The 24,230-nt window shown below is 72.7% G+C and carries 23 protein-coding genes; 11 read left to right on the top strand and 12 right to left on the bottom strand.

The window, feature by feature from the left end; genetic code table 11:
* Window positions 1–58: 58 nt before the first annotated feature.
* Both ACIQTP_RS02050 and ACIQTP_RS02045 read right to left on the bottom strand, forming a co-directional pair.
* The gene (locus tag ACIQTP_RS02050; protein ID WP_403395333.1) at window positions 59–793 is read right to left on the bottom strand and encodes a hypothetical protein; all 735 of its coding nucleotides are present in this window, start codon (window positions 791–793) and stop codon (window positions 59–61) included.
* Window position 794: 1 nt separating this feature from the next.
* Window positions 795–1,316, bottom strand: coding sequence for a sigma-70 family RNA polymerase sigma factor (locus tag ACIQTP_RS02045; protein WP_168508699.1), 522 nt, complete (start codon window positions 1,314–1,316; stop codon window positions 795–797).
* Between the two features lie 294 nt (window positions 1,317–1,610).
* Here ACIQTP_RS02045 and ACIQTP_RS02040 point away from each other — a divergent pair, with 294 nt between their 5' ends.
* Complete coding sequence (locus ACIQTP_RS02040) at window positions 1,611–2,627, top strand: aspartate-semialdehyde dehydrogenase (protein ID WP_403395331.1); 1,017 nt, start codon at window positions 1,611–1,613, stop codon at window positions 2,625–2,627.
* A gap of 51 nt (window positions 2,628–2,678) precedes the next feature.
* On the opposite strand, the gene ACIQTP_RS02035 is transcribed toward ACIQTP_RS02040, so the two are convergent.
* Window positions 2,679–3,212 carry a DUF1203 domain-containing protein gene (locus ACIQTP_RS02035; RefSeq protein WP_403395329.1) on the bottom strand — a complete coding sequence of 178 codons (534 nt, stop codon included), beginning with the start codon at window positions 3,210–3,212 and terminating at the stop codon, window positions 2,679–2,681.
* Between the two features lie 111 nt (window positions 3,213–3,323).
* On the opposite strand from ACIQTP_RS02035, the gene pepN reads away from it, so the two are divergent.
* The 3 genes from pepN to ACIQTP_RS02020 all read left to right on the top strand — a co-directional run bounded on the left by pepN (window position 3,324) and on the right by ACIQTP_RS02020 (window position 8,912).
* Entirely contained in the window at window positions 3,324–5,903 is a 2,580-nt protein-coding gene (pepN, locus tag ACIQTP_RS02030) for an aminopeptidase N (RefSeq protein WP_403395327.1), read from the top strand.
* A 568-nt stretch (window positions 5,904–6,471) separates the two neighbouring features.
* Window positions 6,472–7,755, top strand: coding sequence for a HesA/MoeB/ThiF family protein (locus ACIQTP_RS02025; RefSeq protein WP_403396075.1), 1,284 nt, complete (start codon window positions 6,472–6,474; stop codon window positions 7,753–7,755).
* Entirely contained in the window at window positions 7,752–8,912 is a 1,161-nt protein-coding gene (locus ACIQTP_RS02020) for a hypothetical protein (protein WP_403395325.1), read from the top strand. The genes ACIQTP_RS02025 and ACIQTP_RS02020 overlap by 4 nt, the downstream gene beginning before the upstream one ends.
* 74 nt (window positions 8,913–8,986) lie before the next feature.
* Here the strand turns inward: ACIQTP_RS02020 and ACIQTP_RS02015 are convergent, their stop codons facing one another.
* From ACIQTP_RS02015 to ACIQTP_RS02005, 3 genes are all read right to left on the bottom strand, one after another.
* Window positions 8,987–9,763, bottom strand: a complete 777-nt coding sequence (locus ACIQTP_RS02015; protein WP_403395323.1) for an SDR family NAD(P)-dependent oxidoreductase — start codon at window positions 9,761–9,763, stop codon at window positions 8,987–8,989.
* Window positions 9,764–9,851: 88 nt separating this feature from the next.
* Window positions 9,852–11,210, bottom strand: coding sequence for an RNA polymerase subunit sigma-70 (locus ACIQTP_RS02010; protein ID WP_403395322.1), 1,359 nt, complete (start codon window positions 11,208–11,210; stop codon window positions 9,852–9,854).
* Between the two features lie 200 nt (window positions 11,211–11,410).
* Window positions 11,411–12,367 carry an EamA family transporter gene (locus ACIQTP_RS02005; RefSeq protein ID WP_403395320.1) on the bottom strand — a complete coding sequence of 319 codons (957 nt, stop codon included), beginning with the start codon at window positions 12,365–12,367 and terminating at the stop codon, window positions 11,411–11,413.
* Window positions 12,368–12,522: 155 nt separating this feature from the next.
* Between ACIQTP_RS02005 and ACIQTP_RS02000 the strand changes: the two genes are divergently transcribed.
* Complete coding sequence (locus ACIQTP_RS02000; RefSeq protein WP_403395318.1) at window positions 12,523–13,020, top strand: MarR family winged helix-turn-helix transcriptional regulator; 498 nt, start codon at window positions 12,523–12,525, stop codon at window positions 13,018–13,020.
* 38 nt (window positions 13,021–13,058) lie between these two features.
* Here ACIQTP_RS02000 and ACIQTP_RS01995 read toward each other — a convergent pair whose 3' ends face one another.
* From ACIQTP_RS01995 to ACIQTP_RS01985, 3 genes are all read right to left on the bottom strand, one after another.
* A complete protein-coding gene (locus ACIQTP_RS01995; RefSeq protein ID WP_403395316.1) occupies window positions 13,059–13,556 on the bottom strand; it encodes a hypothetical protein in 498 nt (165 codons plus the stop codon).
* Between the two features lie 103 nt (window positions 13,557–13,659).
* Window positions 13,660–13,980 carry a hypothetical protein gene (locus tag ACIQTP_RS01990; RefSeq protein WP_403396073.1) on the bottom strand — a complete coding sequence of 107 codons (321 nt, stop codon included), beginning with the start codon at window positions 13,978–13,980 and terminating at the stop codon, window positions 13,660–13,662.
* A gap of 405 nt (window positions 13,981–14,385) precedes the next feature.
* A complete protein-coding gene (locus ACIQTP_RS01985; RefSeq protein ID WP_403395314.1) occupies window positions 14,386–15,876 on the bottom strand; it encodes an FAD-dependent monooxygenase in 1,491 nt (496 codons plus the stop codon).
* 127 nt (window positions 15,877–16,003) lie between these two features.
* Between ACIQTP_RS01985 and ACIQTP_RS01980 the strand changes: the two genes are divergently transcribed.
* Window positions 16,004–16,597: a TetR family transcriptional regulator gene (locus ACIQTP_RS01980; RefSeq protein ID WP_403395312.1), complete on the top strand. Its 594-nt coding sequence runs from the start codon at window positions 16,004–16,006 to the stop codon at window positions 16,595–16,597.
* Window positions 16,598–16,747: 150 nt separating this feature from the next.
* On the opposite strand, the gene ACIQTP_RS01975 is transcribed toward ACIQTP_RS01980, so the two are convergent.
* From ACIQTP_RS01975 to ACIQTP_RS01965, 3 genes are all read right to left on the bottom strand, one after another.
* Complete coding sequence (locus ACIQTP_RS01975) at window positions 16,748–16,987, bottom strand: hypothetical protein (RefSeq protein ID WP_402051687.1); 240 nt, start codon at window positions 16,985–16,987, stop codon at window positions 16,748–16,750.
* 81 nt (window positions 16,988–17,068) lie between these two features.
* A complete protein-coding gene (malQ, locus tag ACIQTP_RS01970) occupies window positions 17,069–19,195 on the bottom strand; it encodes a 4-alpha-glucanotransferase (RefSeq protein WP_403395310.1) in 2,127 nt (708 codons plus the stop codon).
* Window positions 19,196–19,435: a hypothetical protein gene (locus tag ACIQTP_RS01965; RefSeq protein ID WP_403395308.1), complete on the bottom strand. Its 240-nt coding sequence runs from the start codon at window positions 19,433–19,435 to the stop codon at window positions 19,196–19,198.
* Window positions 19,436–19,771: 336 nt separating this feature from the next.
* Between ACIQTP_RS01965 and ACIQTP_RS01960 the strand changes: the two genes are divergently transcribed.
* From ACIQTP_RS01960 to ACIQTP_RS01940, 5 genes are all read left to right on the top strand, one after another.
* Window positions 19,772–20,362, top strand: a complete 591-nt coding sequence (locus tag ACIQTP_RS01960; RefSeq protein WP_403395307.1) for an RNA polymerase sigma factor — start codon at window positions 19,772–19,774, stop codon at window positions 20,360–20,362.
* The gene (locus ACIQTP_RS01955; RefSeq protein WP_403395305.1) at window positions 20,359–21,303 is read left to right on the top strand and encodes a zf-HC2 domain-containing protein; all 945 of its coding nucleotides are present in this window, start codon (window positions 20,359–20,361) and stop codon (window positions 21,301–21,303) included. Before ACIQTP_RS01960 ends, ACIQTP_RS01955 begins: the two co-directional genes overlap by 4 nt.
* Before the next feature lie 11 nt (window positions 21,304–21,314).
* Complete coding sequence (locus ACIQTP_RS01950; protein WP_403395303.1) at window positions 21,315–22,124, top strand: ATP-binding cassette domain-containing protein; 810 nt, start codon at window positions 21,315–21,317, stop codon at window positions 22,122–22,124.
* Between the two features lie 95 nt (window positions 22,125–22,219).
* Window positions 22,220–23,584, top strand: coding sequence for a hypothetical protein (locus ACIQTP_RS01945; protein ID WP_403395302.1), 1,365 nt, complete (start codon window positions 22,220–22,222; stop codon window positions 23,582–23,584).
* Complete coding sequence (locus tag ACIQTP_RS01940) at window positions 23,581–24,210, top strand: hypothetical protein (RefSeq protein ID WP_403395301.1); 630 nt, start codon at window positions 23,581–23,583, stop codon at window positions 24,208–24,210. Before ACIQTP_RS01945 ends, ACIQTP_RS01940 begins: the two co-directional genes overlap by 4 nt.
* Window positions 24,211–24,230 lie beyond the last annotated feature (20 nt).

The following is a 24,230-nucleotide window of genomic DNA, read 5'->3' as shown; positions in this document are numbered from 1 at the left end:
TTCACGGGCACGTGCCTTTTTCACGGGCACGTGCCTTTTTCACGGGCACGTGCCTTCATCACGGGCACGTGAGAGTGCGGGACTCGGGCAGCGCCTTCACGATCCACGCGCGTTCGTCGGCGATGGCCTTCGCCCCCGTGGTCCAGCCGGTCGGTGTCGCCGGGTCGTCGTGGAGGGCGACGAGCACGCGCTCGCCCTCGCGCGGCCGGGGAGCCACCTCCGCCTCCAGTACGAGGACGACCTCGGCCTTCCCCTTCTCCGGCTTGTAGTAGCGGTCCACGTGGAGGGTGATCCGGTTCTCCGTGGTGCCGGGGAGCGGCTCGACGTGGGCGACCGTGCCCTCCGCGACGAGCCGGGCGCAGGCCAGACCAGGGGCGCTGAGCGAGGCCCCCCCGCCCGCGCTCCCGCTGTCGGCCGCCTTGGCCCCGCTGGTCTCCGACGCGCCTCCCCCGTTGTGCGCGAGGAGCCAGCCCATGCCGACGACCATCGCGGCCACGGTGGTCACGGCGAGGGTGCCCACGACGAGGGCTAGGGGACGGCGCCCGCGGTTCCTGGGGGCGCCTTCGGGGCGGCGGGTGCGCTTCCTGGGGGCCCGTACCGGGACCGGCTTCGTTTCCTCCGCACGGTCCGCCAACGCGTCCCCGATGACCGCCAACTGCTCCCGCAGCAGTGCCACATCGGCCACCGCCGACCGGTGCTCGGCCATGAACTCCGGGTCGTCGCCTGCCCCTTCGGGCAGAGCCTCGTCAGTGATCGCGGCCAACAGCGCGTCCACTCCCTCATACTCGGCCACGTCACACCACCTCGTCCTCGTGCAGGCGGGCGCGCAGAGCGCGGACCGCCGAGTGCAGCCTGCTCTTGACCGTGCCCTCCGGAATGCCGAGCTCCTCGGCGATCCCGCGCACGGACAGATCGGCGTAGAAGCGCAGGACGAGGACCTGGCGCTGGGCGTCGGGCAGCTCGTCCAGGCCCTGCGCCACGGCGAGCGAGAGCACGCTGGAGTCCTCGTCACGGGCGTCCGCGGGCTGCCGCAGCGAGGCCAGCCGCTCACCGAGCCGCTCCTGGCGCCGCTTGGCCCGGTGCCAGTCCATCGCCAGGTTCGAGGCGACGACCGCCGCCCACGCGGACACGTCACGCGGTGCCTCGTCCCCCTTCGCCGCGCGTTCCAGCAACCGCAGGCGGACCTGCTGCACCCCGTCCGGCAGGTCCGCCTGCGGTACGCCACCGAGCGCGAGCACCGCCCGCACCCGGCGTTCCTGGGCCGCGTCCAGGGGATCGTCCGCCCCCTGGGCACGGCGTGCCTTTCTGCGCAGCACTCCGCCCCTCCCCTCCCGCGTTTCCCCTACGACGCCGGTGCGGGCCAAAACGTTCGGCCGCACGCCAAAGAGTCGTACGTCACACCGGCCCGGGGGCCGCGAGGACGCCCACGCCGTACGGCTTGCGGTCCCCGACGGCCGACGGACGGTTTTCTTTCGGATGCCGAACGGATACCGAAGGGCGGACGCGTCCCATTCCTCGGGCGCCACGAGCAAAGGATTGGACACGCGGGCACGGGTCAGACGCATGATGGAAGCGCTGGACCACGTAAAACGCACGCTAAGGGAGTCGCCGTGAGGGTCGGAATCGTCGGAGCCACCGGTCAGGTCGGCACGGTCATGCGCAGGATCCTCGTCGAGCGGGAGTTCCCGGTCGAGGAGCTGCGGCTGTTCGCCTCGGCGCGTTCGGCCGGGACGGTGCTCGACGGTGTGACGGTGGAGGACGCGGCGACGGCGGACTACTCCGGCCTGGACATCGTGCTGTTCTCCGCGGGCGGCGCGACCTCCAAGGCGCTGGCCGAGAAGGTCGCCGCGCAGGGCGCGGTCGTGATCGACAACTCCTCGGCGTGGCGCAAGGACCCGCAGGTGCCTCTGGTGGTCTCCGAGGTGAACCCGCACGCGATCGCGGACCGCCCCAAGGGCATCATCGCCAACCCGAACTGCACGACGATGGCCGCGATGCCGGTCCTGAAGCCGCTGCACGAGGAAGCGGGGCTCGAGGCGCTGGTCGTCGCGACGTACCAGGCGGTGTCCGGTTCCGGCCTCGCGGGCGTGGCCGAGCTGCACGGCCAGGTACTGAAGGTCGCCGCGGACGCCGACAAGCTGACCCATGACGGCGGCGCGGTCGACTTCCCCGAGCCGGGGGTCTACAAGCGCCCCATCGCCTTCAACGTGCTCCCGCTCGCGGGGTCGATCGTCGACGACGGTCTGCACGAGACGGACGAGGAGCAGAAGCTCCGCAACGAGTCCCGCAAGATCCTGGAGATCCCCGCCCTCAAGGTCTCCGGCACCTGTGTCCGCGTCCCGGTGTTCAGCGGCCACTCCCTCCAGGTGAACGCCCGCTTCGCGCGTCCGCTGAGCGTGGAGCGCGCGACCGAGCTGCTGGCCGGCGCCCCGGGCGTCGCCCTCTCCGAGATCCCGAACCCGCTCGAGGCCGCCGGACAGGACGCGTCCTACGTGGGCCGCATCCGCACCGACGAGACGGCCGAGCACGGTCTCGCCCTGTTCGTCTCCAACGACAACCTCCGCAAGGGCGCCGCACTGAACGCGGTCCAGATCGCGGAGCTGGTGGCGGCGGAGCTCAAGGGCTGACACCCCTACCGCGTGCCCCGGGGGCGGTCACCGCACGGTGACCGCCCCTTCTCACGCCCGCCGCACCTCGTAGAGGAAGCACCCGTACTCCACGGCCCGTACGTGGACGAGCGCCACCTCGAGGTCGGCGAAGGCCTCCGCGAAGGCCTCGTCGAAGGCGTCGGGGTCCTCGACCAGACGGCCGCCCAGGATGTGGCCCTCGGCGGAGTAGCGGCGGACCGTGCGGTGGGCGCCCGGGAAGGGACGTCCGTGCGGGTCGGGGCCCGGGCAGTCGTCGGCGTGGACGAAGACCGGGCCCTGTTCGTCGTACGCGCCCGGGTCGACGCCTGTCCCGGCGGCCCAGCGGCGCAGCGGCGCGTAGGAGACGAGGGCGATCCGCTCCCCCGGTTCGCTGCGGCGCAGACAGCAGCGCAGCGGCGCCCCGCCCTCCTCGTCCGCGAAGGGAACCATCGGACGGCCCGCATCGTCAGCTGTGCGGAGATCCTTCAGGACCGCCGGGTCGATGGGACGTGCCGTGTATGTCGTCGCGTATGTCGTCATGTCCGTCGTCGCGTCCGTCGAGTGCGTCGTCGTGTGCGTCGTCATGTCTCCAGGCTCGCGCCCGCGCGTGCCTGGTACCGGCGGGAAACGGACATCGCATCCGTGCAGGTCCCATGGAAGGATGACGCAACCGTCACATAACGAGGAGATGACCGCGTGCCTGGCACAAACCTGACCCGCGAAGAGGCGCAGCAGCGGGCGAAGCTGCTCACCGTTGACTCGTACGAGATCGATCTCGACCTCTCGGGCGCGCAGGAGGGCGGCACCTACCGGTCCGTTACCACGGTGCGCTTCGACGTCGAGGAGAGCGGCTCGCAGACCTTCATCGACCTGGTGGCTCCCGCCGTTCACGAGGTGACCCTGAACGGGGACCCTCTCGACCCCGCCGAGGTCTTCAAGGACTCGCGGATCGAGCTTCCGGGGCTCCTGGAGGGCCGCAACGTCCTGCGTGTCGTGGCCGACTGCGCGTACACCAACAGCGGTGAGGGCCTGCACCGCTTCGTCGACCCCGTCGACCAGCAGGCCTACCTCTACACCCAGTTCGAGGTCCCGGACGCGCGCCGGGTGTTCGCGTCCTTCGAGCAGCCCGACCTGAAGGCCACCTTCCAGTTCACCGTGAAGGCGCCCTCCGGCTGGACCGTGATCTCCAACTCCCCGACGCCCGAGCCCAAGGACGACACCTGGGTCTTCGAGCCGACGCCGCGGATCTCCACGTACATCACCGCGCTGATCGTCGGGCCGTACCACTCCGTGCACAGCGTGTACGAGAAGGACGGGCAGAGCGTGCCGCTCGGCATCTACTGTCGGCCCTCGCTCGCCGAGTTCCTCGACTCGGACGCGATCTTCGAGGTCACCCGGCAGGGCTTCGAGTGGTTCCAGGAGAAGTTCGACTACGCCTACCCGTTCAAGAAGTACGACCAGCTCTTCGTGCCGGAGTTCAACGCCGGTGCGATGGAGAACGCGGGCGCGGTGACGATCCGCGACCAGTACGTGTTCCGGTCGAAGGTGACCGACGCCGCGTACGAGGTGCGGGCCGCCACGATCCTGCACGAGCTGGCCCACATGTGGTTCGGCGACCTGGTCACCATGGAGTGGTGGAACGACCTGTGGCTGAACGAGTCGTTCGCCACCTACGCCGAGGCGGCCTGCCAGGCCTACGCCCCCCAGTCGCGCTGGCCGCACTCCTGGACGACCTTCGCCAACTCCATGAAGACGTGGGCCTACCGGCAGGACCAGCTGCCCTCCACCCACCCGATCATGGCCGAGATCAACGACCTGGACGACGTCCTCGTCAACTTCGACGGCATCACGTACGCGAAGGGGGCGAGCGTCTTGAAGCAGCTCGTCGCGTACGTCGGCATGGACGAGTTCTTCAAGGGCGTGCAGGCGTACTTCAAGCGGCACGCCTACGGCAACACGCGCCTCAGCGATCTGCTGGGCGCCCTGGAGGAGACCTCCGGGCGCGACCTGAAGACCTGGTCGGAGAAGTGGCTCCAGACCGCCGGCATCAACATCCTGCGGCCGGAGGTCACGACCGACGCGAACGGGGTCATCACCTCCTTCGCGATCCGTCAGGAGGCTCCGGCGCTCCCGGAGGGCGCCAAGGGTGAGCCGACCCTCCGCCCGCACCGCATCGCGATCGGCCTCTACAACCTCGACGACGACAGCGGCAAACTGGTGCGCGACGAGCGTGTCGAGCTGGACGTCGACGGCGAGCTGACGGCCGTACCGGAGCTGGTCGGGAAGCGCCGCCCGGCGGTCTTCCTGCTCAACGACGACGACCTGTCGTACGCCAAGGTCCGCCTCGACGAGGACTCGCTCGCCTTCGTCACCGAGCACCTCGGCGACTTCGAGTCGTCCCTGCCCCGTGCCCTGTGCTGGGCCTCGGCCTGGGACATGACCCGCGACGGTGAGCTCGCCACCCGCGACTACCTGTCCCTGGTCCTGTCGGGCATCGGCAAGGAGTCCGACATCGGTGTCGTGCAGTCGCTGCAGCGCCAGGTGAAACTGGCGATCGAGCTGTACGCCGACCCGACGGCCCGCGAGGCACTGCTGACCCGCTGGACGGACGCGACGCTCGCGCACCTGCGCGCCGCCGAGCCCGGCAGCGACCACCAGCTCGCCTGGGCGCGTGCCTTCGCGGCGACCGCCCGCACGCCGGAGCAGCTGGACCTCCTGGAGGGCCTGCTGGAGGACCGGGAGACCGTCGAGGGCCTCGCCGTCGACACCGAGCTGCGCTGGGCGTTCGTCCAGCGGCTCGCGGCGGTCGGGCGCTACGACGAGGCGGAGATCGGCGCCGAGGCGGAGCGCGACAAGACGGCGGCCGGTGAGCGGCACGCGGAGACGGCCCGGGCCTCGCGTCCCACCGAGGAGGCGAAGGCGGAGGCCTGGTCCGCGGTCGTCGAGTCCGACAAGCTCCCGAACGCCGTGCAGGAAGCGGTGATCGGCGGCTTCGTGCAGACCGACCAGCGCGAACTGCTCGCCCTGTACACGGACAAGTACTTCTCCGTGGTGAAGGACATCTGGGACGCCCGTTCGCACGAGATCGCCCAGCAGATCGTGGTCGGTCTCTACCCGTCCGTCCAGGTCTCCGAGGAGACCCTCGCCAAGACGGACGCGTGGCTGGCCTCGGCCGAGCCCACCCCGGCCCTGCGGCGCCTGATCTCGGAGTCCCGCTCCGGGGTCGAGCGCGCGCTGAAGGCCCAGGCGGCGGACGCGGCGGCGGCGTCCGCGTAGTCGGTCGTACGTGAGTGGGGGGCTCCGGGCGTTGTGCCGGGGCCCCCTTTCGCATGGCTCGCGTGAGGGCGTGTGAGCGCGCGTGAGGTCCGGTCCGATGTCCATGAGCTCGCGCGCGGCGGGAAGTGGGCGATCCGAGGACGTGCCGGGGGCCGCGGCAGCTCACCGCGGGTGGGATACGGGGTTCCCCGCATGCCGTGCTCCGGTCAGGTGCCGTTCGCGTTGCTGTCCCCGGTGGTCTCCTTCTTGTCCAGCGGACGGATCACGATCTTGGCGGCCATGTGGCCCCCTCTCTGTGTGGGCTCCGCGGTGGCCTGGGTCCTGTCGTCGCATTGCCTGGGTCCTGCCCGGCGAAGCGGATCAGCCGCCGTTGCCTCCGCTGCTGTCGCCCGTGGTCTCCTTCTTGTCCAACGGGCGGATCACAATCTTGGTGGGCACCCCAACTCCTCTCGCCAATAGGGACGTTGAGCGTTGCGGGCGCGATCGCCGACCGCGTCTTGTCAAGGCTCGGCTCGGGGGACCAGAGTGTCAAGGCATGTACGTGTAACGGGAAGGGGTCCTGGTGACGGTGCCGGTCGACACGCTCCGCAGGCCCCGGATCAAGCCCGAGCACCGGCCGTACCGCACCATCGACGGCAACGTCCGCATCGGCAGCGTCATCCACGGCATCGGCGCCGAGATCGAGGACCCGCAGGGCTGGGTCTGGACGCTGGTCGAGACGATGGACGGAACGCGAGAGCCGTCGGCGGTGGTCGGCGAGGTGCTGCGGGCGCATCCCGAACTTCCCGACCTCACACCCGAGGACGCCCGGCAGGCGATGGCGGACCTGCTCGACGCCGGGTTCGTGGAGGACGCGGCGGCGCCCGTGCCGGTCTCCGAGCGGGAACGGCTGCGCTACAGCCGGGGTGTGCCGCTGCTGCGCTGGATGGACCTCGGCCCCCGGACGAGCCCCTGGGACGCCCAGCTCCGGCTGCGCCGGGCCCGGGTGCTGCTGGTCGGCGTCGGCGGCACGGGCGGGTACGCCGCGCAGAGCCTGGTCGCCTCCGGGGTCGGCCATCTGCACTGCGTGGACCCGGACGTGGTGGAGCTGTCCAACCTCAACCGCCAGCCCCTCTTCCGCGAGTCCGACCTCGGCCACCCGAAGGTGACGGCAGCGCTCGCCACCCTGCGGGCACTGAACTCGGACGTGACGGTGACCGGGGAGCGCCGGGAGATACGGCACCCGGCGGACCTGGCACAGCTGATACGGGCCGGGGCCCCCGAAGCCCCGAGCGAGCCGAAACAGGCCGGACCGTCCCGAGCCCCGAGCCAGCCGAAACAGGCCGGGACGCCCGAGGTCCCGTACCCGTCGCGGGACTCCTACGACCTTCTCGTCCTCGCCGCCGACCGTCCCGACGACATCCGCCGCTGGGCGAACCGTGTCTGTCTGGCCGCGGACCTGCCCTGGGTCGACGCCGGCTACCGCGGCCCCCTGGTGACGGCCGGGGTCCACGTCCCCGGCCGGGGTGCCTGCTGGGAGTGTCTGCGGGCCGGCGAGGTGGCCCGCCGCGAGCTGCGCCTGGCGCCCGGCCAGGACGACGAGGTCGCCTCCCCGCACCTGCCGTGGAACCCCGCGACCGCGGTCACCGCGGGCCTGTCCGGCGGACTGCTCGCCCACGCGGCCCTGGCCCTGCTGACCGGCGTCCCCGCCCTCGACCCGGGCTTCCGTTTCGGGATGAACCTGATGCTTCCGGGCGACCCGGTGCTGCAGAGATTCCCCCGGCGGCCCGACTGCCCGGCGTGCGGCGACAGACCCGCGAGCGGGGCGAGCGGCGCGGGCGGATCCGCCGGCGCGGCCGGGGAACACACGTGAACCACGTACGTCTGCACATCCTCGACTCCCGCCCCGACGGCGACGAGTGGATCGTCGGCCGGCTGGCGACAGGCCGGTTCGTCGCGCTGCCCGAGGTCGGCAAGCGGGCACTGGACCTGCTCGGGCAGGGGCTGAGCACCGCCGAGGTCGGAAAGCGGCTGCGGGAGACCACCGGCGACGACATCGACGTACCCGATTTCGTCGAGGCGCTGGTGGACCTCGGGTTCGTCGCCGAGGTGGACGGACGGGAAGTGCCCTCGCCACCCCCGCCGAAGCCGACGCTCGCCCGGATCAGGCCGCGCCATGTGCGCTGGGCGCTCAGCCCGGTCCTGCCCGTCCTCATCGCCCTGCTGATCACCACCACCCTGCTCACCCGCCCACCCGTTCCCCTCGGCTACCACACCCTCCTGTGGAGCCCGCACGGCAGCGCGGTGATCGCGCTCGGCGCGGGCTTCGGCTGGACGCTCCTGCTGGTCCACGAGTGCGCGCACCTGGTGACCGCCCGGGCGACCGGCGTGCCCGGCCGGATGCGCCTCGGCACGCGCCTGCAGTTCCTGGTCATGCAGACGGACATCAGCGGCATCGAACTCGCCCCGCGCCGCCACCGGTTGACCGCCTACCTCGCCGGGATCGCGACCAACCTCACTGTCGCCTCCCTGGCCGCCCTCGCCGCGGGCGCCACGCACGGCACCCCCCGCCGGATCCTGGCCGCGGTCGCCCTGCTCGCCCTGCTCCCCCTCCCCTTCCAGCTCATGGTCTTCATGCGTACGGACCTGTACTTCGTGCTCCAGGACCTGACGCGCTGCCGCGATCTGTACGGGGACGGGGTGGCGTACACGAAGTACGCGGCACGGCGGGCGCTGCGCCGTACCACCGCCCCGGATCCCAGCCTCGAACTCCCCGCCCACGAACGGCGGGCGGTGCGCGTGTACAGCGTGGTGCTCGTCGTCGGTACCACGCTGTGTCTCGCGTTCCTGGCGACCGTCACCCTGCCCGCGGACGTCACGCTGTTCGCCCGCGCGGTGGCGCACCTGGGCCCCGGCAACTCCGCCGCCGTGCGTCTCGACGCGACGGCCGTCGTGGTCGCGCTCGGCGGGGTGCATGTGCTGTGGGCCCGCACGTGGTGGCGCGACCGCCGCGGCCGTCGGTCGTCCTAGTAGGTCGTCCTGGCCGGTCGTCCTGGCCGGTCGTCCTGGCCGGTCGTCCTGGCCGGTCGTCCTGGCCGGTCGTCCTAGCCCGGGAACATCCCGCCGGTGACGTTGACGAAGGTGCCGGTGATACCGCCCGCGTGGTCGGAGGCGAGGAAGGCGGCGGTCGCGGCGATCTCGGGGAGAGTGGGGTTGCGGCGGGTCATGCGCATTCCGGCCAGGTTGGCGAGCAGTCCCTGGAGGGCGTTCTCGTCGAGGGCCATGCCGCTGTCGACCGCGGCGAGCTTCTCGCGGGTCAGCGTCTCGGGCACGCCGGCCGCCCACAGACCCACGGCCCGCACCCCGCGCGGCCCCAGTTCCATCGCCAGGTTCCGTACCAGCGTGTCGATCGCCGCGTCGGCCGGGCCCGTCCCGCCCATCATCGGACTGCCGTGCGCCGAACCGCTGTTGAGCGTGAGGACCACGCCGGAGCCCCGCTCGGCCATGCGGCGGGCGGCGGCGCGGGCGGTGACGACGTTGGCGCGGATACCGGTGACGACCGGGCGTACGAAGTCGTCGACGGGCATGTCGAGCAGCGAGGCGCCCTGCACATCACCCCGGGTGACGAGGTTGAAGGAGATGTCGACGGCGTCCAGCGACGCGATGTGCGCCTCGACCGCCGCCTCGTCGAGCGCGTCGACGACCGCCGTCACGGCGTGGCCGCCCTCCGCCTCGATGTCCTTGGCCACCGCGTCGAGCGTCGCCGCCGTACGCCCCACGAGGTGCACGTGGGCACCCTCGCGGGCGAAGGTACGGGCGACGGCGCCGCCGATGGATCCGCCGGCGCCGTAGATGACCGCGGTCTTGTCGGTGAGCAGCATGGTGAACCTCCGTGAGATGGGTCGTGGGCGCGGCCCGTACGAGTCGGCCGTACGAGTCGGTCATGCAGACGTACGCGCCGTCTCTCACTCATCGGTCGGCGGGCAGCCGCAGCGGCAGTCCGAACGCCGGGAAGAGATGCGGCTCGAAGGAGGTGATCTCCACGATCCGGTCGCCCTCGACACGGAGGACGTCGAGGACCTGCGCGCGGTAGACGGTCGTACCCGGGCGCCGGACGTACCCCCCGGCCGCGAGCTGCCCGTTGGCACGGGCGGGCAGGTGGCGCCAATGGCCGAGGAACATCGGGGAGGCGGGGTCGAGACTGACGGACAGGAACTCCACGAGCGCCTCGCGGCCGACGAACCAGAACGGGTTCGGCGGCATGGTGAGTGTGATGTCCTCGCTGAGCAGGGTGGCGACCTCGGTGAGGTCGAGGCGTTCGGCGGCGGCCATGTAGCGCGCCAGGATCTCGCGCTCGCGGACGTCCGCCTCCGCGGTCCAGTCGGCGCGCCGGCGGGGCAGGTGGTCGCGCAGGGTGGGCCGGGCCCGTTGCAGCGCGCTGTTGACCGAGGCGACGGTCATGTCCAGGGCCGCGGCGGTCTCCGCGGCGGCCAGCCCCAGGACGTCGCGCAGGACGAGGACGGCACGCTGGCGGGGCGGCAGATGCTGGATCGCGGCGAGGAAGACGAGCTCCATGGTCTCCCGGGAGACGGCGAGCGCGTCGGGCTGCTCCTCGGTGGAGGGCAGGTCGTCGTCGGGGTAGGGCTGGAGCCAGGTGATGCGGGCCGGGGGCTCGGCGGCGCCGTGGTTCATCCCGGGCAGCGGCTCGTACCGCTGCGGGCGGCGCGCCGTGCGCCGCTGGAAGTCCAGACAGGCGTTGGTGGCGATCCGGTACAGCCACGTCCGTACGCTCGCCCGCCCCGCGAACCCGTCCCGGGCCCGCCAGGCCCGCAGGAACGTCTCCTGCACGAGGTCCTCGGCATCGTCGTACGAGCCCGACATCCGGTAGCAGTGCACGCGCAGTTCGCGCCCGTACGACTCGACGAGCGCGGCGAAGTCGCTCTCCGCGAGGGCCACCTCCGTAACGGGACCTGCCGTGACGAGATCTGCCGCGCCGGACTCGTCCATGACGGGCTCCTCCGTGACGGGGGGCGCCGTGACGGGGGCCGCCGTGTCGCGGGCCATCCGGGCGATGCGCCGCAACCGTCCCACGGAGGTGGCCAGCTCGCTCACCCCGGAGTAGAAAACGGCGGGCGGCGCCGGAACCAGCTCACGGACCTGCCGCCCGACCTCCTCGATGAGCCCCTGGGCGGTGTCCGAGGGCGCCGCCCGCCGCTCCCGGTACGCCCTCTGCCGACAGGCGGCCGAGCAGTACACGGAACTCCGCCCCTTGCGCCCGGTCCGCCCGGCCAGCGGCTTCCCGCAGCCAGGACACACGTCGTCGACCACAGGAACCTCCGGGAATCCGGGAATTACGTCACGCGCGGACGACGTGACGTTATCGCCACTCCCCCAGCCCCGCAGCCGCCTCCCGCAAAGCCTCCAGCACCCGCCCCACCGCCGCGCCGTCCTCCGCCCCGCGCCGCACCGCCGCGACCACATGCCGTTGCGGGCGGTCACCGGCGGGGACCGCGTCCCCGGGGGCCCGACTACCGTCGCAAGGCGGGAACCGTCACGTCCATCGAATCTTTTCGACCATTCCTTTCAGGAGAACTGAACGATCCAGCCGGAGCCGGCCGTCCCCCACGCGGCCCGACCTGGCCGAGCACCGTCGCCCCGAACGCCAGCACCATCCCCGCCACCTGCACCGGCGTCAGCGCCTGCCCCAGCGCCGCCCAGCCGATGACGGCCGCGGTCAGCGGCGACAGCGGGCCGAGGAAGGTGACCTGGGTGGCGCTGAGCCGGCCGATGCCCCGGAACCAGAGCCAGTACGCCACCGCCGTGTTCGCCAGCGCGAGGTAGAGATATCCGCCGACCGCCCGGCCGTCCAGCGCGGGCGGCGCGCCCTCGACGAGGAGGGCGACCGGGACGATCAGCAGCCCGCCCGCCGTCAACTGCCAGGCGGTGAGCGCCAACGGACCGACCCCGTCCGGCCGGCCCCACCGCTTGGTGAGCACCGTGCCGGTGGACATCGACGCGGTCGCGGCGAGCGCCGCGAGGACGCCCACCGCGTCCAGCGCGCCCGCCGCCTTCAGTACGACGAGGCTGACACCGAGGGCCGCGGCGATACCGGTGAGGAGCGTCCGCAGGGTCGGGCGGTCGCCGAGCAGCAGCGCCGCGAGGCCCGCGACGAACAGCGGCCCGACCGAACCGACGACTGCCGCCATGCCGCCGGGCAGCCGGTACGCGGAGAGGAACAGCAGCGGAAAGAAGGCGCCGATGTTCAGCGCGCCCAGCACCGCCGCCTTCCCCCACCAGGTGCCGCGCGGCAGCACCCGGGCCAGCGCGAGGAGCAGCAGCCCGGCGGGCAGGGCTCTCATCACCCCGGTGAACAGGGGCCGGTCGGCGGGGAGGAACTCCGTGGTGACGGCGTAGGTGCTGCCCCAGGAGATGGGGGCCAGCGCGGTCAGGGCTATGAGGGCGGGACGGTTCGCGTTCGCGGCCATGGGGGCACCCGATTCCAAAGTAGGTCAGCGAAAAGTAGCTTAGAGCTAAGCAACTTTCTCGTCACCCACTTTTCCATCATCTACTTCTTCGTCATCTACTTCCTCGGCATCTACTTTCTTGCGGGCGATCGACCCCCCGGCGGATACTCGCCCCCATGAAGCCGCCCCAGGACCCCGTCGACGCGATCATCGAGCAGTGGGCCACCGTCCGGCCGGACCTCGACACCGCCGCGATGGAGGTCTTCGGCCGCGTCTTCCGGCTCGCCCGCACGATGGGCGACCGGATGGAGAAGGCGTACGCGCCCTTCGGGATCTCGCGCGGGGAGTTCGACGTGCTCGCGACCCTGCGCCGCTCGGACGCCCCGTACACCCTCTCGCCCCGGCAGCTCTCGGCGACGCTCATGCTCACCACCGGCGGAATGACCGGGCGCCTGGACAAGCTGGAACGCGCGGGGCTGCTACGGCGCTCCCCCGACCCGCACGACCGGCGCGGACTCCAGGTGACGCTCACGGACAAGGGGCTTCGGCTCATCGACGAGGCCGTCGGCGCGGGGCTCGCCGTCCAGACGGCGGCCCTGGCCCACCTCGACGAGCAACGAGCAGCTCAACTGGCCGACCTGTTGCGCGAGTTGCTGACGGGCACCGGCACCTAGAGCCTCGGACGGGCCGCCGAGGTCGGCCCGGCAGGGCCTCAGCTCGCCGTGGCGACCCGGGTCGACCTGACGCGTATCACGGTGAGCCTGCCCAGGACCTGAGCCAGTGCCATCAGCAGCAGCGCGGCGGTCCAGGCGGCGGAACCGGTGATCAGGTTGTCCTGGCTGAACCGGGCCACGCTCCCGGAACCGCCATGACTGGCCCAGTACTCGAATCCGGCGCGCGAGGCCATGCCGACGATCCACAGGAGCGCGGCGAGTATCCCGGCGCGGGCGAACGCGGTGCCGTCCGAGGCGCGGCTCAGCCGGGTGGACGCACCGCAGGTGATACCCAGGACCGCGCCGACGACGACACCGACGACGTCGAGTCGGAGGTCGTGCCCCTGGGTCGGGAAGGACTTGAGGTAGTAGGCGGCCGCGGCGGCGACGGCCACGAGCGGCAGCAGCGTATTGTGCAGCGTCTGCCGGACGCCTCGGATCTGCGGGATCACGAGGAGGATGAGGGTCGCGGAGATCACGTAATCGGTCGTCGTCATGCCCATGAGCTTGCGCTTCACGACACGGAACCACCTCGGCTCCAGGGTGGAAACGAGGGTGGGTTTCCGACTCAACCCACGGGTTGAGATCCAGGGTCCGTCTTCAAAGATCATCAGATGATGGATCGTGGCCGGGGTCGCGGTCGCCCCGCTGGTCGTCGCAGTCGTGGTACACGTACTGGTCGATGTCCAACGACGCCCCGGCCTCGGCCAGCCAGGCCAGCAGGGCCGAGCCCAGGAAGATGCCCTTCTGCCGCGGGTCCTCGGGATCGGAGAGCTCCTGGACGACCACCAGGGAGACATCGGCGGCCCCGGAGCCGGCCAGCCGCCCCAGGGCCGCGGCGAACTCCATCTCCCAGCCGAGGACCACCGGTTCGAGATCCTCCGGCCGCCCGGACCCGCCCACGGCCCAGACATGCCGGATCCAGGTCGCATGCGCGCGCGGCGGCGACTCGGGGCGCCTGCGGCCCTGCCGATCGCGGTCGCTTCGCGGGCCCGGTCCCCAGCCGCGCGGAGATCTCCTCCGGTTGCGGGGACTCGCTGACCACCCTCAGGTACATCCGGAACGCGCTCACGGCCGGTACGTGCGATTCGTCGGAACCAAGAGAGCTGCTTCTCCTCAATCTTGACCAGGGAGCCGCGGCCGATGGCCGCAGCGTCGGGTTCTCTCCGCGGATGCAACCACACGCCGCGTCGTGGCCGAGTACGTCGCTCCGGACCCCGGTTCCCTCGGGGCGGGGAGCATGTCACCGGAGTTGGGGTCGCGGGCGTCGGCCCCCCCCCGGAAGACGGACCCTGATCGAAGACGGACCCTGGCCGAAGGCGGGTCCTAGTCACCCAGCGCCGCCGCCAACGCCGTCTCGACGGCCGCCGCGTCGGGGGATTCGGCGGCCCACGCCACGTATCCGTCGGGCCGCACCAGCAGTGTCGTACGCCGGTCGCTCGCCCAGCTCTCCACGGTGAGACGGTCCTTGCGGCCTTGGAGGTCGTCCGGGCCGTACGCCCGGGCGGCCGCCGTCGGTGCGACGAGGACGAACCGGCCGCCGCGCAGGGCCTCGTAGAGGCGGCCGGCCTTCAGGGCGACATCGGGGACGCGGGTGCCGACGAGGGCGTGGGAGCCGCGCGGGGCCCGGTAGGCGAAGCCGATGCCGGTGATCTGGCCCGCTGCCTTCCGGCCCATGGGGCCGACGCCGTTGAGGACGGTCGTGAACGCGGAGCGCAGCGCCATCGTCCAGGGGTGCTTGGCCATCGCGAGCCGGACGATCCCGCCGCTGCTGCGCAGCACCGCCTTGCCGACCGGGTGGCGCTCGGCCTGGTAGGTGTCCAACAGGTCCGTGTCCGCGTGGCCGTTGACGACCAGCGCGAGCTTCCAGCTGAGGTTCGCCGCGTCCTGGAGGCCGGTGTTCATGCCCTGCCCGCCGGCCGGGGTGTGGACGTGGGCGGCGTCACCGGCGAGGAAGACCCGGCCGACCCGGTAGGCGGGTGCCTGGCGCTCGTCGCTGTGGAAGCGGGACATCCAGCGGGCGTCGTGCATGCCGTAGTCACGGCCGAGGGAGAGCCGGACGATCTCCTTGACCTCGTCGAGTTCGAGCGGCGCGCTGTCGGGGACGTCGCGGTCACGGTGCCAGCCGATCACACGGTAGTAGCCGTCGCCGAAGGGCACCATGAAGGCGAAGGCGTCGCCGACGGCGTTGGCGGTGAGGATCGACTCCGGCTCCTCGGCGAGCAGGACGTCGGCGAGGACGACGGACCGGATGACCGACTTCCCGGGGAACGGCAGCCCCACCGCCTCACGCACCGCGCTGCGCATCCCGTCCGCCCCGACGACGTACGCGGCCGCCAGCTCCCCCGCTTCCCCGTCCGCGCCCCGGAGTTCGAGCGTGACGCCCGCCGCGTCCTGGCGCAGTCCGGTCACCTCGGTCTCGTACACGAACCGCACCCCGGCCTCGACCGCCCGCCGCTCCAACACCTTCTCCACCTCGTACTGCGGGATCACGAGCAGGTGGTTGAAGCGGGAGGGGAGCGTGTCGAGGGCGACGGAGAGCCGGCCGAAGAGGCGGATGCGGTCGACGGTCCGGCCGTGCCCCTCCAGCTCGTCGGCGAGACCGCGGGCGTCGAGCTGCTCCAGGCTACGGGCGTGCAGGACGAAGGCGCGGGAGAGGTTGCTGATCTTGTGCGGGCGCTTCTCGACGAGGGTGACGGGGACTCCGGCGGTGGCGAGGTCCCCGGCCAGCAGGAGGCCGGTGGGACCGGCGCCGACGACGATCACACTCCGGGACGCGGTGGTGCCTTTCACCTTGCCGTTCGTCCTGCCGTTCATGGCGGCCTCCTGATGCCAACACCCGTTGGTCAACGTTTGCTGGTCAACGTTTGTTGGCCAACGCTTGTTTACCAACATAGAGAGACCACTCTGGACTGTCAACAGTTGTTGGCCTACGGTTGTTGGCATGCCCGACATGGAACTCCCCGCACCCGCCCAGTCCCCCGCGGCCCGCCGCTCGGACACCACCCGCACCGCCATCCTCACCGCCGCGCGCGAACGCTTCGCCGCCGACGGATACGAGCGCGCCACGATCCGCGCGATCGCCAAGGACGCGCGGATCGATCCGTCGATGGTGATGCGGTACTACGGCTCGAAGGAAGGACTGTTCGCCGCGGTCCTCGACGTCGACCTGCGGCTGCCGGGCCCGGACGGGCTGGACCCGCACGAGGTGGGCCGCGTCCTGGTGGGCCACTTTCTCGACCTCTGGGAGGAGAACGAGGTCCTCACCGTGCTGCTCCGGGTCGGCGTGACCAATCCGGACGGTGCCGAGCGCATGCAGGGCATCTTCCGGGACCAGCTCATGCCGGTCGCGCTGCGCGTGTGCCCCGACCCGGAGCAGGCACCGGCACGGGCCGCGCTGACCGCCTCACAGGTGCTGGGCATGGCGCTGGCCCGCTACGTCCTGCGGTTCCCGCCCGCCGTCGCGCTGCCCCGCGAGGAGGTCGTGGCGTGGCTGGCACCGACGGTGCAGCGGTATCTCACGGCGCCGCATCCGTGACGGGCCCCGAAGAGGCTCCCCCGGAAGCACGCCGAGGGACTCCGAAAACACGTCGAGGGAGTCCCCGCACCCGGTGGGTGCGCGGACTCCCTCGATCGAGAAGGATCCAGACCTCGGCGCGCTGCCGAGGCTCCGGGAAGCGAGCCGGAATCAGCTCCGCTTCGGCTGCTTGTCGGACTTGTCCAGGACCATCACGAGACCCGCGATGACCAGGAACAGGACGATCGGCGTCGCGACGTAGAGGCCGAGCGTCTGGATCACGCTCAGGCCCGTGCCGGGGTCGTCACCGTCGTCTCGGGTCAGCGCGAGCGCGGGGGACGACATGAGCAGCATCATCAGCGTCGTACCGGAAGCCAGGGCGCCGGCGCGCAGGGCGTTCTTCTTGTCCACGGTGCAAACGTAGCGAACACCTGAATGAGTCGCGCGCCCGGGGTGCCGTACGGAGATCTCACCCCGGCCCGCACGCCCGGCTCACACGCCTCCGTCACGCCCCCGCAGCACCTCGATCAGCGCGTACAGCCGGGGCGAGGCCGCCAGCTCCTCCAGGGTCACCGGGCGGCCGTCCGCGTCGGCGATGGGCAGCCGCCAGTTCGGGTACTGGTCCCACGTGCCCGGCAGGTTCTGCGGTCGCCGGTCCCCGACCGTGTCCGGGAGCCACACGCCGATCATGCGGGCCGGAGTACGCAGCAGGAAGCGGTGCACCGCCTGGATCTCGGCCTCCTCCGACACCGCCGAACCCGCGTCGCCCGCCCCGTGCAGCAGCCCGAGGCGGGCGAGCAGCGCCAGCCACTCCCCCGTGTCCGCCGTGGCCGCGGTCCGCTCGTCTTCCAGTGAACCGGTGAGCAGGCCGAGCCGGTCTCGGAGTTCGACGTGGTCGCCGGTGAGCCGGGATGCGGTGGGCGGCAGATCGTGGGTGGTGGCGGTGGCCAGGCAGTCGGGGCGCCAGCGCTCGGGGGGCAGGGGCTTGCCGTCGCCGTCCCAGTCCCGCTCGAACCACAGCACCGAGGTGCCGAGCACCCCGCGCTCGTGCAGCGTCTCGCGCACGCCGGGCTCGACCGTGCCGAGGTCCTCGCCGATCACCAGGGCCCCGGCCCGCGAGGCCTCCAGGGTCAGGATCGCGAGCATCGCCTCGGCGTCGTAGCGGACGTACGTGCCCTCGGTGGGCGGCTGTCCCTGCGGCACCCACCAGAGCCGGAACAGGCCCATCACATGGTCGATGCGCAGGGCGCCCGCGTGCCGGAGGAGGGCGCGCAGGAGGCGGCGGTACGGGGCGTAGCCCGAGGCGGCGAGGCGGTCCGGGCGCCAGGGCGGCAGGCCCCAGTCCTGGCCGCGCGCGTTGAAGGCGTCCGGGGGCGCGCCGACGGACATGCCCGCCGCGAAGTACTCCTGTTGCGCCCAGGCGTCGGCTCCGCCGGGATGCACGCCGACCGCGAGGTCGTGCACGAGGCCCACCGCCATCCCGGCGTCGCGCGCGGAGCGCTGGGCGGTGGCGAGTTGGGCGTCGGTGAGCCAGGCGAGGCGGCTGTGGAAGTCGACGCGGTCCATCAACTCGCCGCGGGCGCGGGTGGTTTCGGGTGAGCGCGGGTCACGCAGGCCCACCGGCCACCGCTGCCACTCGGGGCCGTACGCCTCGGCGAGCGCGTACCAGGTGGCGTGGTCCTCCAGCGCCTCGCCCTCCTCGGCGAGGAAGTCGACGTAGGCGGCGCGTCGGCCGGGCCCGAGCGGTACTTGGCACACCAGTTCCAGCGCTTCGCGCTTGAGCTCCCACACGGCGTCGCGGTCGATCAACGCGCCCTTGTCGAGCACGGATGCGCGCAGTCGCTCGGCGCGCTCCAGCAGCACCCCGACCCGGCCCGGGTCGTCGACGTAGGCGAACTCGGGGATGTCCTCGACGCGCAGATGGACCGGGTCGGGGAAGCGGCGGGAGGAGGGCCGGTACGGGGAGGGGTCGGTGGGGGCGCCGGGTACGGCCGCGTGCAGGGGATTGACCTGCACGAATCCGGCGCCGAGCGCCCGGCCGGCCCAGGCGGTCAGTTCGGCGAGGTCGCCGAGGTCGCCCATGCCCCAGGAACGCCGGGAGAGGAGGGAGTAGAGCTGGACGAGGAGTCCGTACGTGCGTCCGGGCGGCGCGGGCAGCCGGGCGGGGGCGGCGACGAGGTGGGCCTCGGCGGTGCGGCCGTCGGGGGCGGTGGCGTGCAGGGTGTGGACGCCGGGCGGGAGCTGCTCGGCGGCGGCGCGGGTCTCGCCCTGTTCGGTGGTGATGCGCAGCCTGGTACCGGCCGGCAGTCCGGCGAGCGCGGCGGGCGGGCTGCCGCCCCAGCACACCACCGTCGGCGGCAGCAGCCGCTCCCGTGTCTCGGCCTCCCGGTCGGCGAGGGCCGTGCGGACGGCGTCCGGGGTGCTCGCGTCGACGCCGAGCGCCGCCAGGGCCGCGACGACCGCGGTGTCCGTGGCCGCGACCGTGCGGGCCGGGGAGGGGCTGTAGGAGGTGGCGACGCCGTGCAGTGCGGCCAGCCGAGCCAGCGGTGCGTGCGGGTCGGGAGGGCCGGCCGGCGGGGGGTCGGCGGGCGAGGGTTCCGCGGGCGGGCTGGGCGCCATCTATACCCCCGAGGTGTCCGTGGCGGCGCCGGTGGAGACGGGCTCGCTGGTCAGGTGCGCGGCGTCGGCCAGCGGCGGTTCGCTGGTCAGCGGCTCGGCGTCGGGGAGGGGAGGTTCGCTGGTCAGCGGCAGTTCGGCGGAGGTGCCCTCGGCGCTGAAGACGCACACGTGGGGCTCGACGGAGGGATCCGTCGGGCGTTTGGAGAGGGCCGAGAGCAGAAGGTGTGCCGATGCGGCCACGGGGGACTCCTTGTCGTCGTACGGCTGGAAGCGGGTTATCGCAGCTCTACCCAGCGGGCGCCGGGGCAGACGTACCAGGACGGACAAGGTGCGTTCGGTCACAGACCGTACCCGGCGCGGGGGCGCTCCGCACGGCGCGCGGACACGCGCGAGTGCCGGCGTGCGGGACGCGACGCGCGGGACGTGGCGTACGGAACGGCTCGGGACGGCTCGGGACGGCTCGGGACGGCTCGGGACGGCTCGGGACGGCTCGGGACTGCCGTGAAGCAATGTGCCGTGGTGTGAACCGATGGGCTCACGAAGGCCGATAGACAGGGTGTGAGACTGTTCCGCCCCATGGGGGGCCACCGGGAGGACGTGACGGACGCGGCGCTGCTGCGGGCCGTGGCGGACGGGGACTCGGCGGCGATGGCCGCGCTGTACGACCGGCACGCCGGGTGGCTGCACACACGGCTGACCCGGCGGTGCGACGATCCCGAGGTCGTGCGGGAGGTGTTGCAGGACACCTTCGTGGCCGTGTGGCGGTCGGCGGCCACGCACCGCGGCGCGGAGGCGGGCGGCTGGCTGTGGACGATCGCGGCGCGACGGCTCGTCGACGCGCAGCGGGTGCAGGAGCGGGCCGAGCGCGTCGAGTACGCGGCGCCCGTGCCCGCGCCCTCCGCCGAGGAGCGCGTGCTGACGGGCCTGGAGTACGGGGACGTGGGTACGGCCCTGGACCGCATCTCGCCCGAACTCCGCGAGGTGCTGCGGGCCACGGTCGTCGACGGGCTGACCACCCGCGAGACCGCCCGGCTGCTCGGTATCCCGGAGGGCACGGTCAAGACCCGGGCGAGGCGCGCCCGCGTGGAACTGCGCGCGGCGCTCGCGCACCTGAATCCGCCCTCGGCCCCGTTCCGGGACCCCTCGCTGCTGGGAGGCACGGCATGACCGGCTGGCACGCGTCCGACGAAGTCGTCGCCCGTTACTCGGACGGTTCCCTTCCGGAGACGGACGCGTGGTCCCTGGAGAAACACCTCGAAGGCTGCGGCACGTGCGCCGCGCGGGTCTCGCGCGCGGCCCGGGAGGGGGCGGCGGGGGTGGTGCTGGCAGAGGTGCGGGACTCGGTGCTGGCGGCAGTACTCGAATCGGCGCCGGCCCCCGCCGCCGTACCGACCGCACCCCCCGTACCAGGCGTACCGATCGCACTCCCCGTACCCGCCGCCTCTAGGCGCCCCCGAGCCGTCGGGGGGCGGCTCGGGCGGATCCTCTGGGCGGCCGGGCCCGCCCTGCGCGGGGCCTGGGCGGGGGCCGTCGCGCTGGTCGCCGTGGGGGCGCTCGCGCTCGCCTACGGGGGCGGGTTCGACGGCACACGGCCGTTGCTGCTGGCCGTGGCTCCGCTCGTGCCCCTGGTGGGGGTCGCCCTCTCGTACGGGCGGCACGCCGATCCACTGCACGAGATCGTCGCGACGTCGCCCTCCGGCGGCCTGCGGCTGGTGCTGATGCGGACGGCCGCCGTGCTCGCGGTGAGCGTGCCGCTGCTGACGGTGGCAGGGCTGCTGCTCCCCGCCACCGACCCGCGCCTGCCGCAGGCACCCGCGGCGGCCGCCTGGCTGCTGCCCGGGCTCGCCCTGACACTGGCCACGCTGGCGCTGTCCGGGTACGTGGGCTGCCGTACCGCCTCCGCGGTGGTCGGCGGCGGCTGGCTGCTCGCGCTCGCGGCGCCCCTCCTCACGGTCCCCGAGCCCGGCCTGACGGCCCGTCTCGCACAGCAGCTCTCCCTCTACTTCACCGGCGCCTCGCCCCAGTGGGGCTGGGCGGCCGCGTCCGCGCTCTGTGCCCTCCTCCTCGCCGCGCGCCGTTCCGCGTACGACCGTCTGGAGACGATGTGAACCCCCTTGGTATGCCCGGAACTTCGATGACGGACGACGGCGTGGGCACCGCGACCGCCTCCATACGAGTCTCGGGGCTGACCGTGCGACACCGCAGGACCACCGCGCTGGACGCCGTCGACCTGGACTTCGGTCCCGGCGTCCACGGTCTGCTCGGCCCCAACGGCGCGGGCAAGACCTCCCTCATCCGGGTCCTGGCGACGATCGCGGAGCCCACCGCGGGCCGGGTGCGGATGCTCGGCAACGACCTCCGTCACCGGCACAAGCGCAGTGCGGTCCGGCGCGAACTGGGGTATCTGCCGCAGGACTTCGGGTACTACCCGGGGTTCACAGTGCGGGAGTTCGTGGCCTACGTGGCCTGGCTGAAAGAGGTACCGGCCGCTGCCGCCCCGGCCGCGGTCGAGCACGCTGTCGCCCGGGTCGGGCTCGCCGACCGTATCGACGCGAAGGTCAAAACGCTGTCCGGCGGCATGATCCGGCGCGTCGGCATCGCCCAGGCCATCGTGAACGACCCCCGCGTCCTGCTCCTCGACGAACCCACCGCGGGTCTGGACCCCGAGCAGCGCGTGGAGTTCCGGGCGCTGCTGCGGGAGCTGGGCCGGACCGCCACGGTGATCGTCTCCACCCACCTGGTGGAGGACGTGGCCGCGGCCTGCACGGACGTCACCCTGATCGAGGCCGGCGACGTCGCCTACCGCGGGACACCCCAGGCCCTCGCCGCCATCGGCGCCGACGGCCACGAGTCCGACGGCAACGCGATCGAGCGCGGCTACACCACGGTCCTGCGCGGCCACCGCGCCTCGACGGGGGTCGCCCTGTGAACGTACGCATCCAGCCCGACGGGGAGCGCGCGCCGACCACGCACCCCCAGTCCGACGAAGAGCGCCCCCGGTCCCCGTTCCACGGAAGCCCCCGGATGAGCGCACCGACCCGGGAGGCGCCCGCCCGGAGGACGGGTTCCGCCCCCCACCCCCTTCGCGTCGAGTCCCTGCGCGGGTTCACCCCCTGGGCGGCCGGGGCACTGCTGCTCGCTCTCGCCTGGACGCTCGCCGCCACGTCGGCGCAGTGGCAGGGCAGTTGGGGTGTGACGACGGGCAAGCTGAGCACCGCGGCCGGCGTGATCGGCGTTCCGTTCGCGCTCGCGGCCGGCGCATGGCAGGGCGGACGGGAGCGGCGGCTGCGGATGACGGAACTGCGGGCCTCGACCGCTCGTACCCCGCTCGCCCAGCTCCTGACGGCCGCCCTGCCGCTCGCCTGCTGGCTGGCGGCGGCATATCTCGTGGCGGTGGCCGGTGCGCTGCTCGCCTGCGCGCCGTACGCGTCGGCGGGCGGCCCGGTTCCTACCGTCTTCGCCGGGGCCGCGCTCTCGATCGCCGCGTGCACGCTGCTCGGCCATGCGGCCGGGCGGCTGCTGCCCTGGCGGCTGACCGCTCCCGCGCTCGCGATCTGCGGATACGTCCTGTACGGCACCCTCGGCCTCTCGGAGTCGGGCTTCCACAACCTCGCCCCCGCCTACCTGAGCCTGGTCGGCGACGACGACGTCCCGGTCTGGTGGTATCCGCTCGTATCGGCCCTGTGGCCGGCCGGGCTCGCCGCCGCCGCGGCCGTGGCCCTTGTCGCGTACCGCCGTGCCACCGCGCTCCTGCCGCTCGCGGCCGCGCTCGGCGCCGCCGCCCTCCTGGTCCACACGGGCGACGGCATGCTGCGCGACAACCCGCTCGCCCACCGCCAGGTGTGCGACGAGTCCACCACCCCGCGTGTCTGCGTCAGTGCCGTCCATCCGGGCATGCTGCCGGAGGTGACCCATGTGCTGTCCGGTCTCACCGGCCGCCTGAACGGGGTGCAGAACCTGCCGGTCCGCTTCGAGGACCTGCCGCGCCGCCCGCACAAGGACGAGGCGGAACTGCCGATGCTCACCCCGATCGGCTGGTGGTCCGTCCGCGGCAAGGTGACCGATCCGGAGTGGTACGTCTGGCAGGCCGCCGTGGTACTGGTCCGCCCGGACTGCGAGAAGTCGCCGTCCGCACGCATCCGGGTCACCGACGAGGCCGTACTGCGCTGGCTGGCCCCGAATTCCGTACAGAAGGACATACGCGAGCGCTCCGCCGCCTCGGCCCGGCAGCGGGGTGACACGAAGGAACTCGCGAAGTTGCGTGCCGAGGACAAGGCGTACGCGCACCTCGCCGCCCTGACCGACGACGAGCGCCGCTCCCTGCTCAGCCGCTACTTCGCCACGGCCCACGACTGCGACCCGAACCCGAGCGAGGTCCCGTCCCTGTGAACTCCCCGCGCAGAGTCACCCCGCCGACCGCCCTCGCCCTGTACGCCCGCTCCCGCGCCATCCCGACCACCCTGGCCGCGTTCGCCTGCGCCGCCCTTCTCACCCTCTGGGTGGCGGGTCGCCCGGACGCCTTCCTCGACCCGTACCGCAGGGTCCCGCTGCTCTCCCTCGCACCGCTGCTGGCCTCGGCGGCGATCGGGCTGAGCCTCCACTCGTACGCGCGGGACCTGGACGACACCGCCGTACGCCCCTGGTGGCCGAGGCGCCTGGCTCATCTGCTGGTCCTCACCGCGCTCGCGGCGACGGTGCTCGCGCTCGCCGTACCGGGACAAGCGCAGGTGTTCGGTTCGGCGGGGATGGTCCGCAACACACTGGGCGCCGTCGGCATCACGGCGGCCGGGGCGGTTGTGTTCGGCGCCCGGGCGAGCTGGATGCCGACGATGCTGTACTTCAGCGCCGTGTACCTGTCGGCCGCCTCGCCGCGCATGAGCGGGGAGACAATCCTCACCTGGCCCATGCAGACGGGCCCACAGACCGGCGCCTGGGCCGCCGCCCTCGCACTCTACGTGCTGGGCGCGGCACTCTACGCGGTGCGCGGCGCCCGCCCCGAAAGGCCCCGCGGCTGACGCGGGGCCACGGGGCGGAC

The organism is Streptomyces sp. NPDC090798 (assembly GCF_044768965.1).
Taxonomy (GTDB): Bacteria; Actinomycetota; Actinomycetes; order Streptomycetales; family Streptomycetaceae; genus Streptomyces.
This window is presented reverse-complemented; position numbering and strand designations above follow the sequence as displayed.

What these genes read in the sequence shown, in the direction of transcription:
- ACIQTP_RS02035 (WP_403395329.1), bottom strand. Translation starts at nt 3,212, where the DNA reads ATGACGACGCACACGACGACGCACTCGACGGACGCGACGACGGACATG.
- ACIQTP_RS02015 (WP_403395323.1), bottom strand. Translation starts at nt 9,763, where the DNA reads ATGCTGCTCACCGACAAGACCGCGGTCATCTACGGCGCCGGCGGATCC.
- ACIQTP_RS02005 (WP_403395320.1), bottom strand. Translation starts at nt 12,367, where the DNA reads ATGGCCGCGAACGCGAACCGTCCCGCCCTCATAGCCCTGACCGCGCTG.
- ACIQTP_RS02000 (WP_403395318.1), top strand. Translation starts at nt 12,523, where the DNA reads ATGAAGCCGCCCCAGGACCCCGTCGACGCGATCATCGAGCAGTGGGCC.
- ACIQTP_RS01995 (WP_403395316.1), bottom strand. Translation starts at nt 13,556, where the DNA reads ATGACGACGACCGATTACGTGATCTCCGCGACCCTCATCCTCCTCGTG.
- ACIQTP_RS01985 (WP_403395314.1), bottom strand. Translation starts at nt 15,876, where the DNA reads ATGAACGGCAGGACGAACGGCAAGGTGAAAGGCACCACCGCGTCCCGG.
- ACIQTP_RS01980 (WP_403395312.1), top strand. Translation starts at nt 16,004, where the DNA reads ATGCCCGACATGGAACTCCCCGCACCCGCCCAGTCCCCCGCGGCCCGC.
- malQ (WP_403395310.1), bottom strand. Translation starts at nt 19,195, where the DNA reads ATGGCGCCCAGCCCGCCCGCGGAACCCTCGCCCGCCGACCCCCCGCCG.
- ACIQTP_RS01960 (WP_403395307.1), top strand. Translation starts at nt 19,772, where the DNA reads ATGGGGGGCCACCGGGAGGACGTGACGGACGCGGCGCTGCTGCGGGCC.
- ACIQTP_RS01955 (WP_403395305.1), top strand. Translation starts at nt 20,359, where the DNA reads ATGACCGGCTGGCACGCGTCCGACGAAGTCGTCGCCCGTTACTCGGAC.
- ACIQTP_RS01950 (WP_403395303.1), top strand. Translation starts at nt 21,315, where the DNA reads ATGCCCGGAACTTCGATGACGGACGACGGCGTGGGCACCGCGACCGCC.
- ACIQTP_RS01945 (WP_403395302.1), top strand. Translation starts at nt 22,220, where the DNA reads ATGAGCGCACCGACCCGGGAGGCGCCCGCCCGGAGGACGGGTTCCGCC.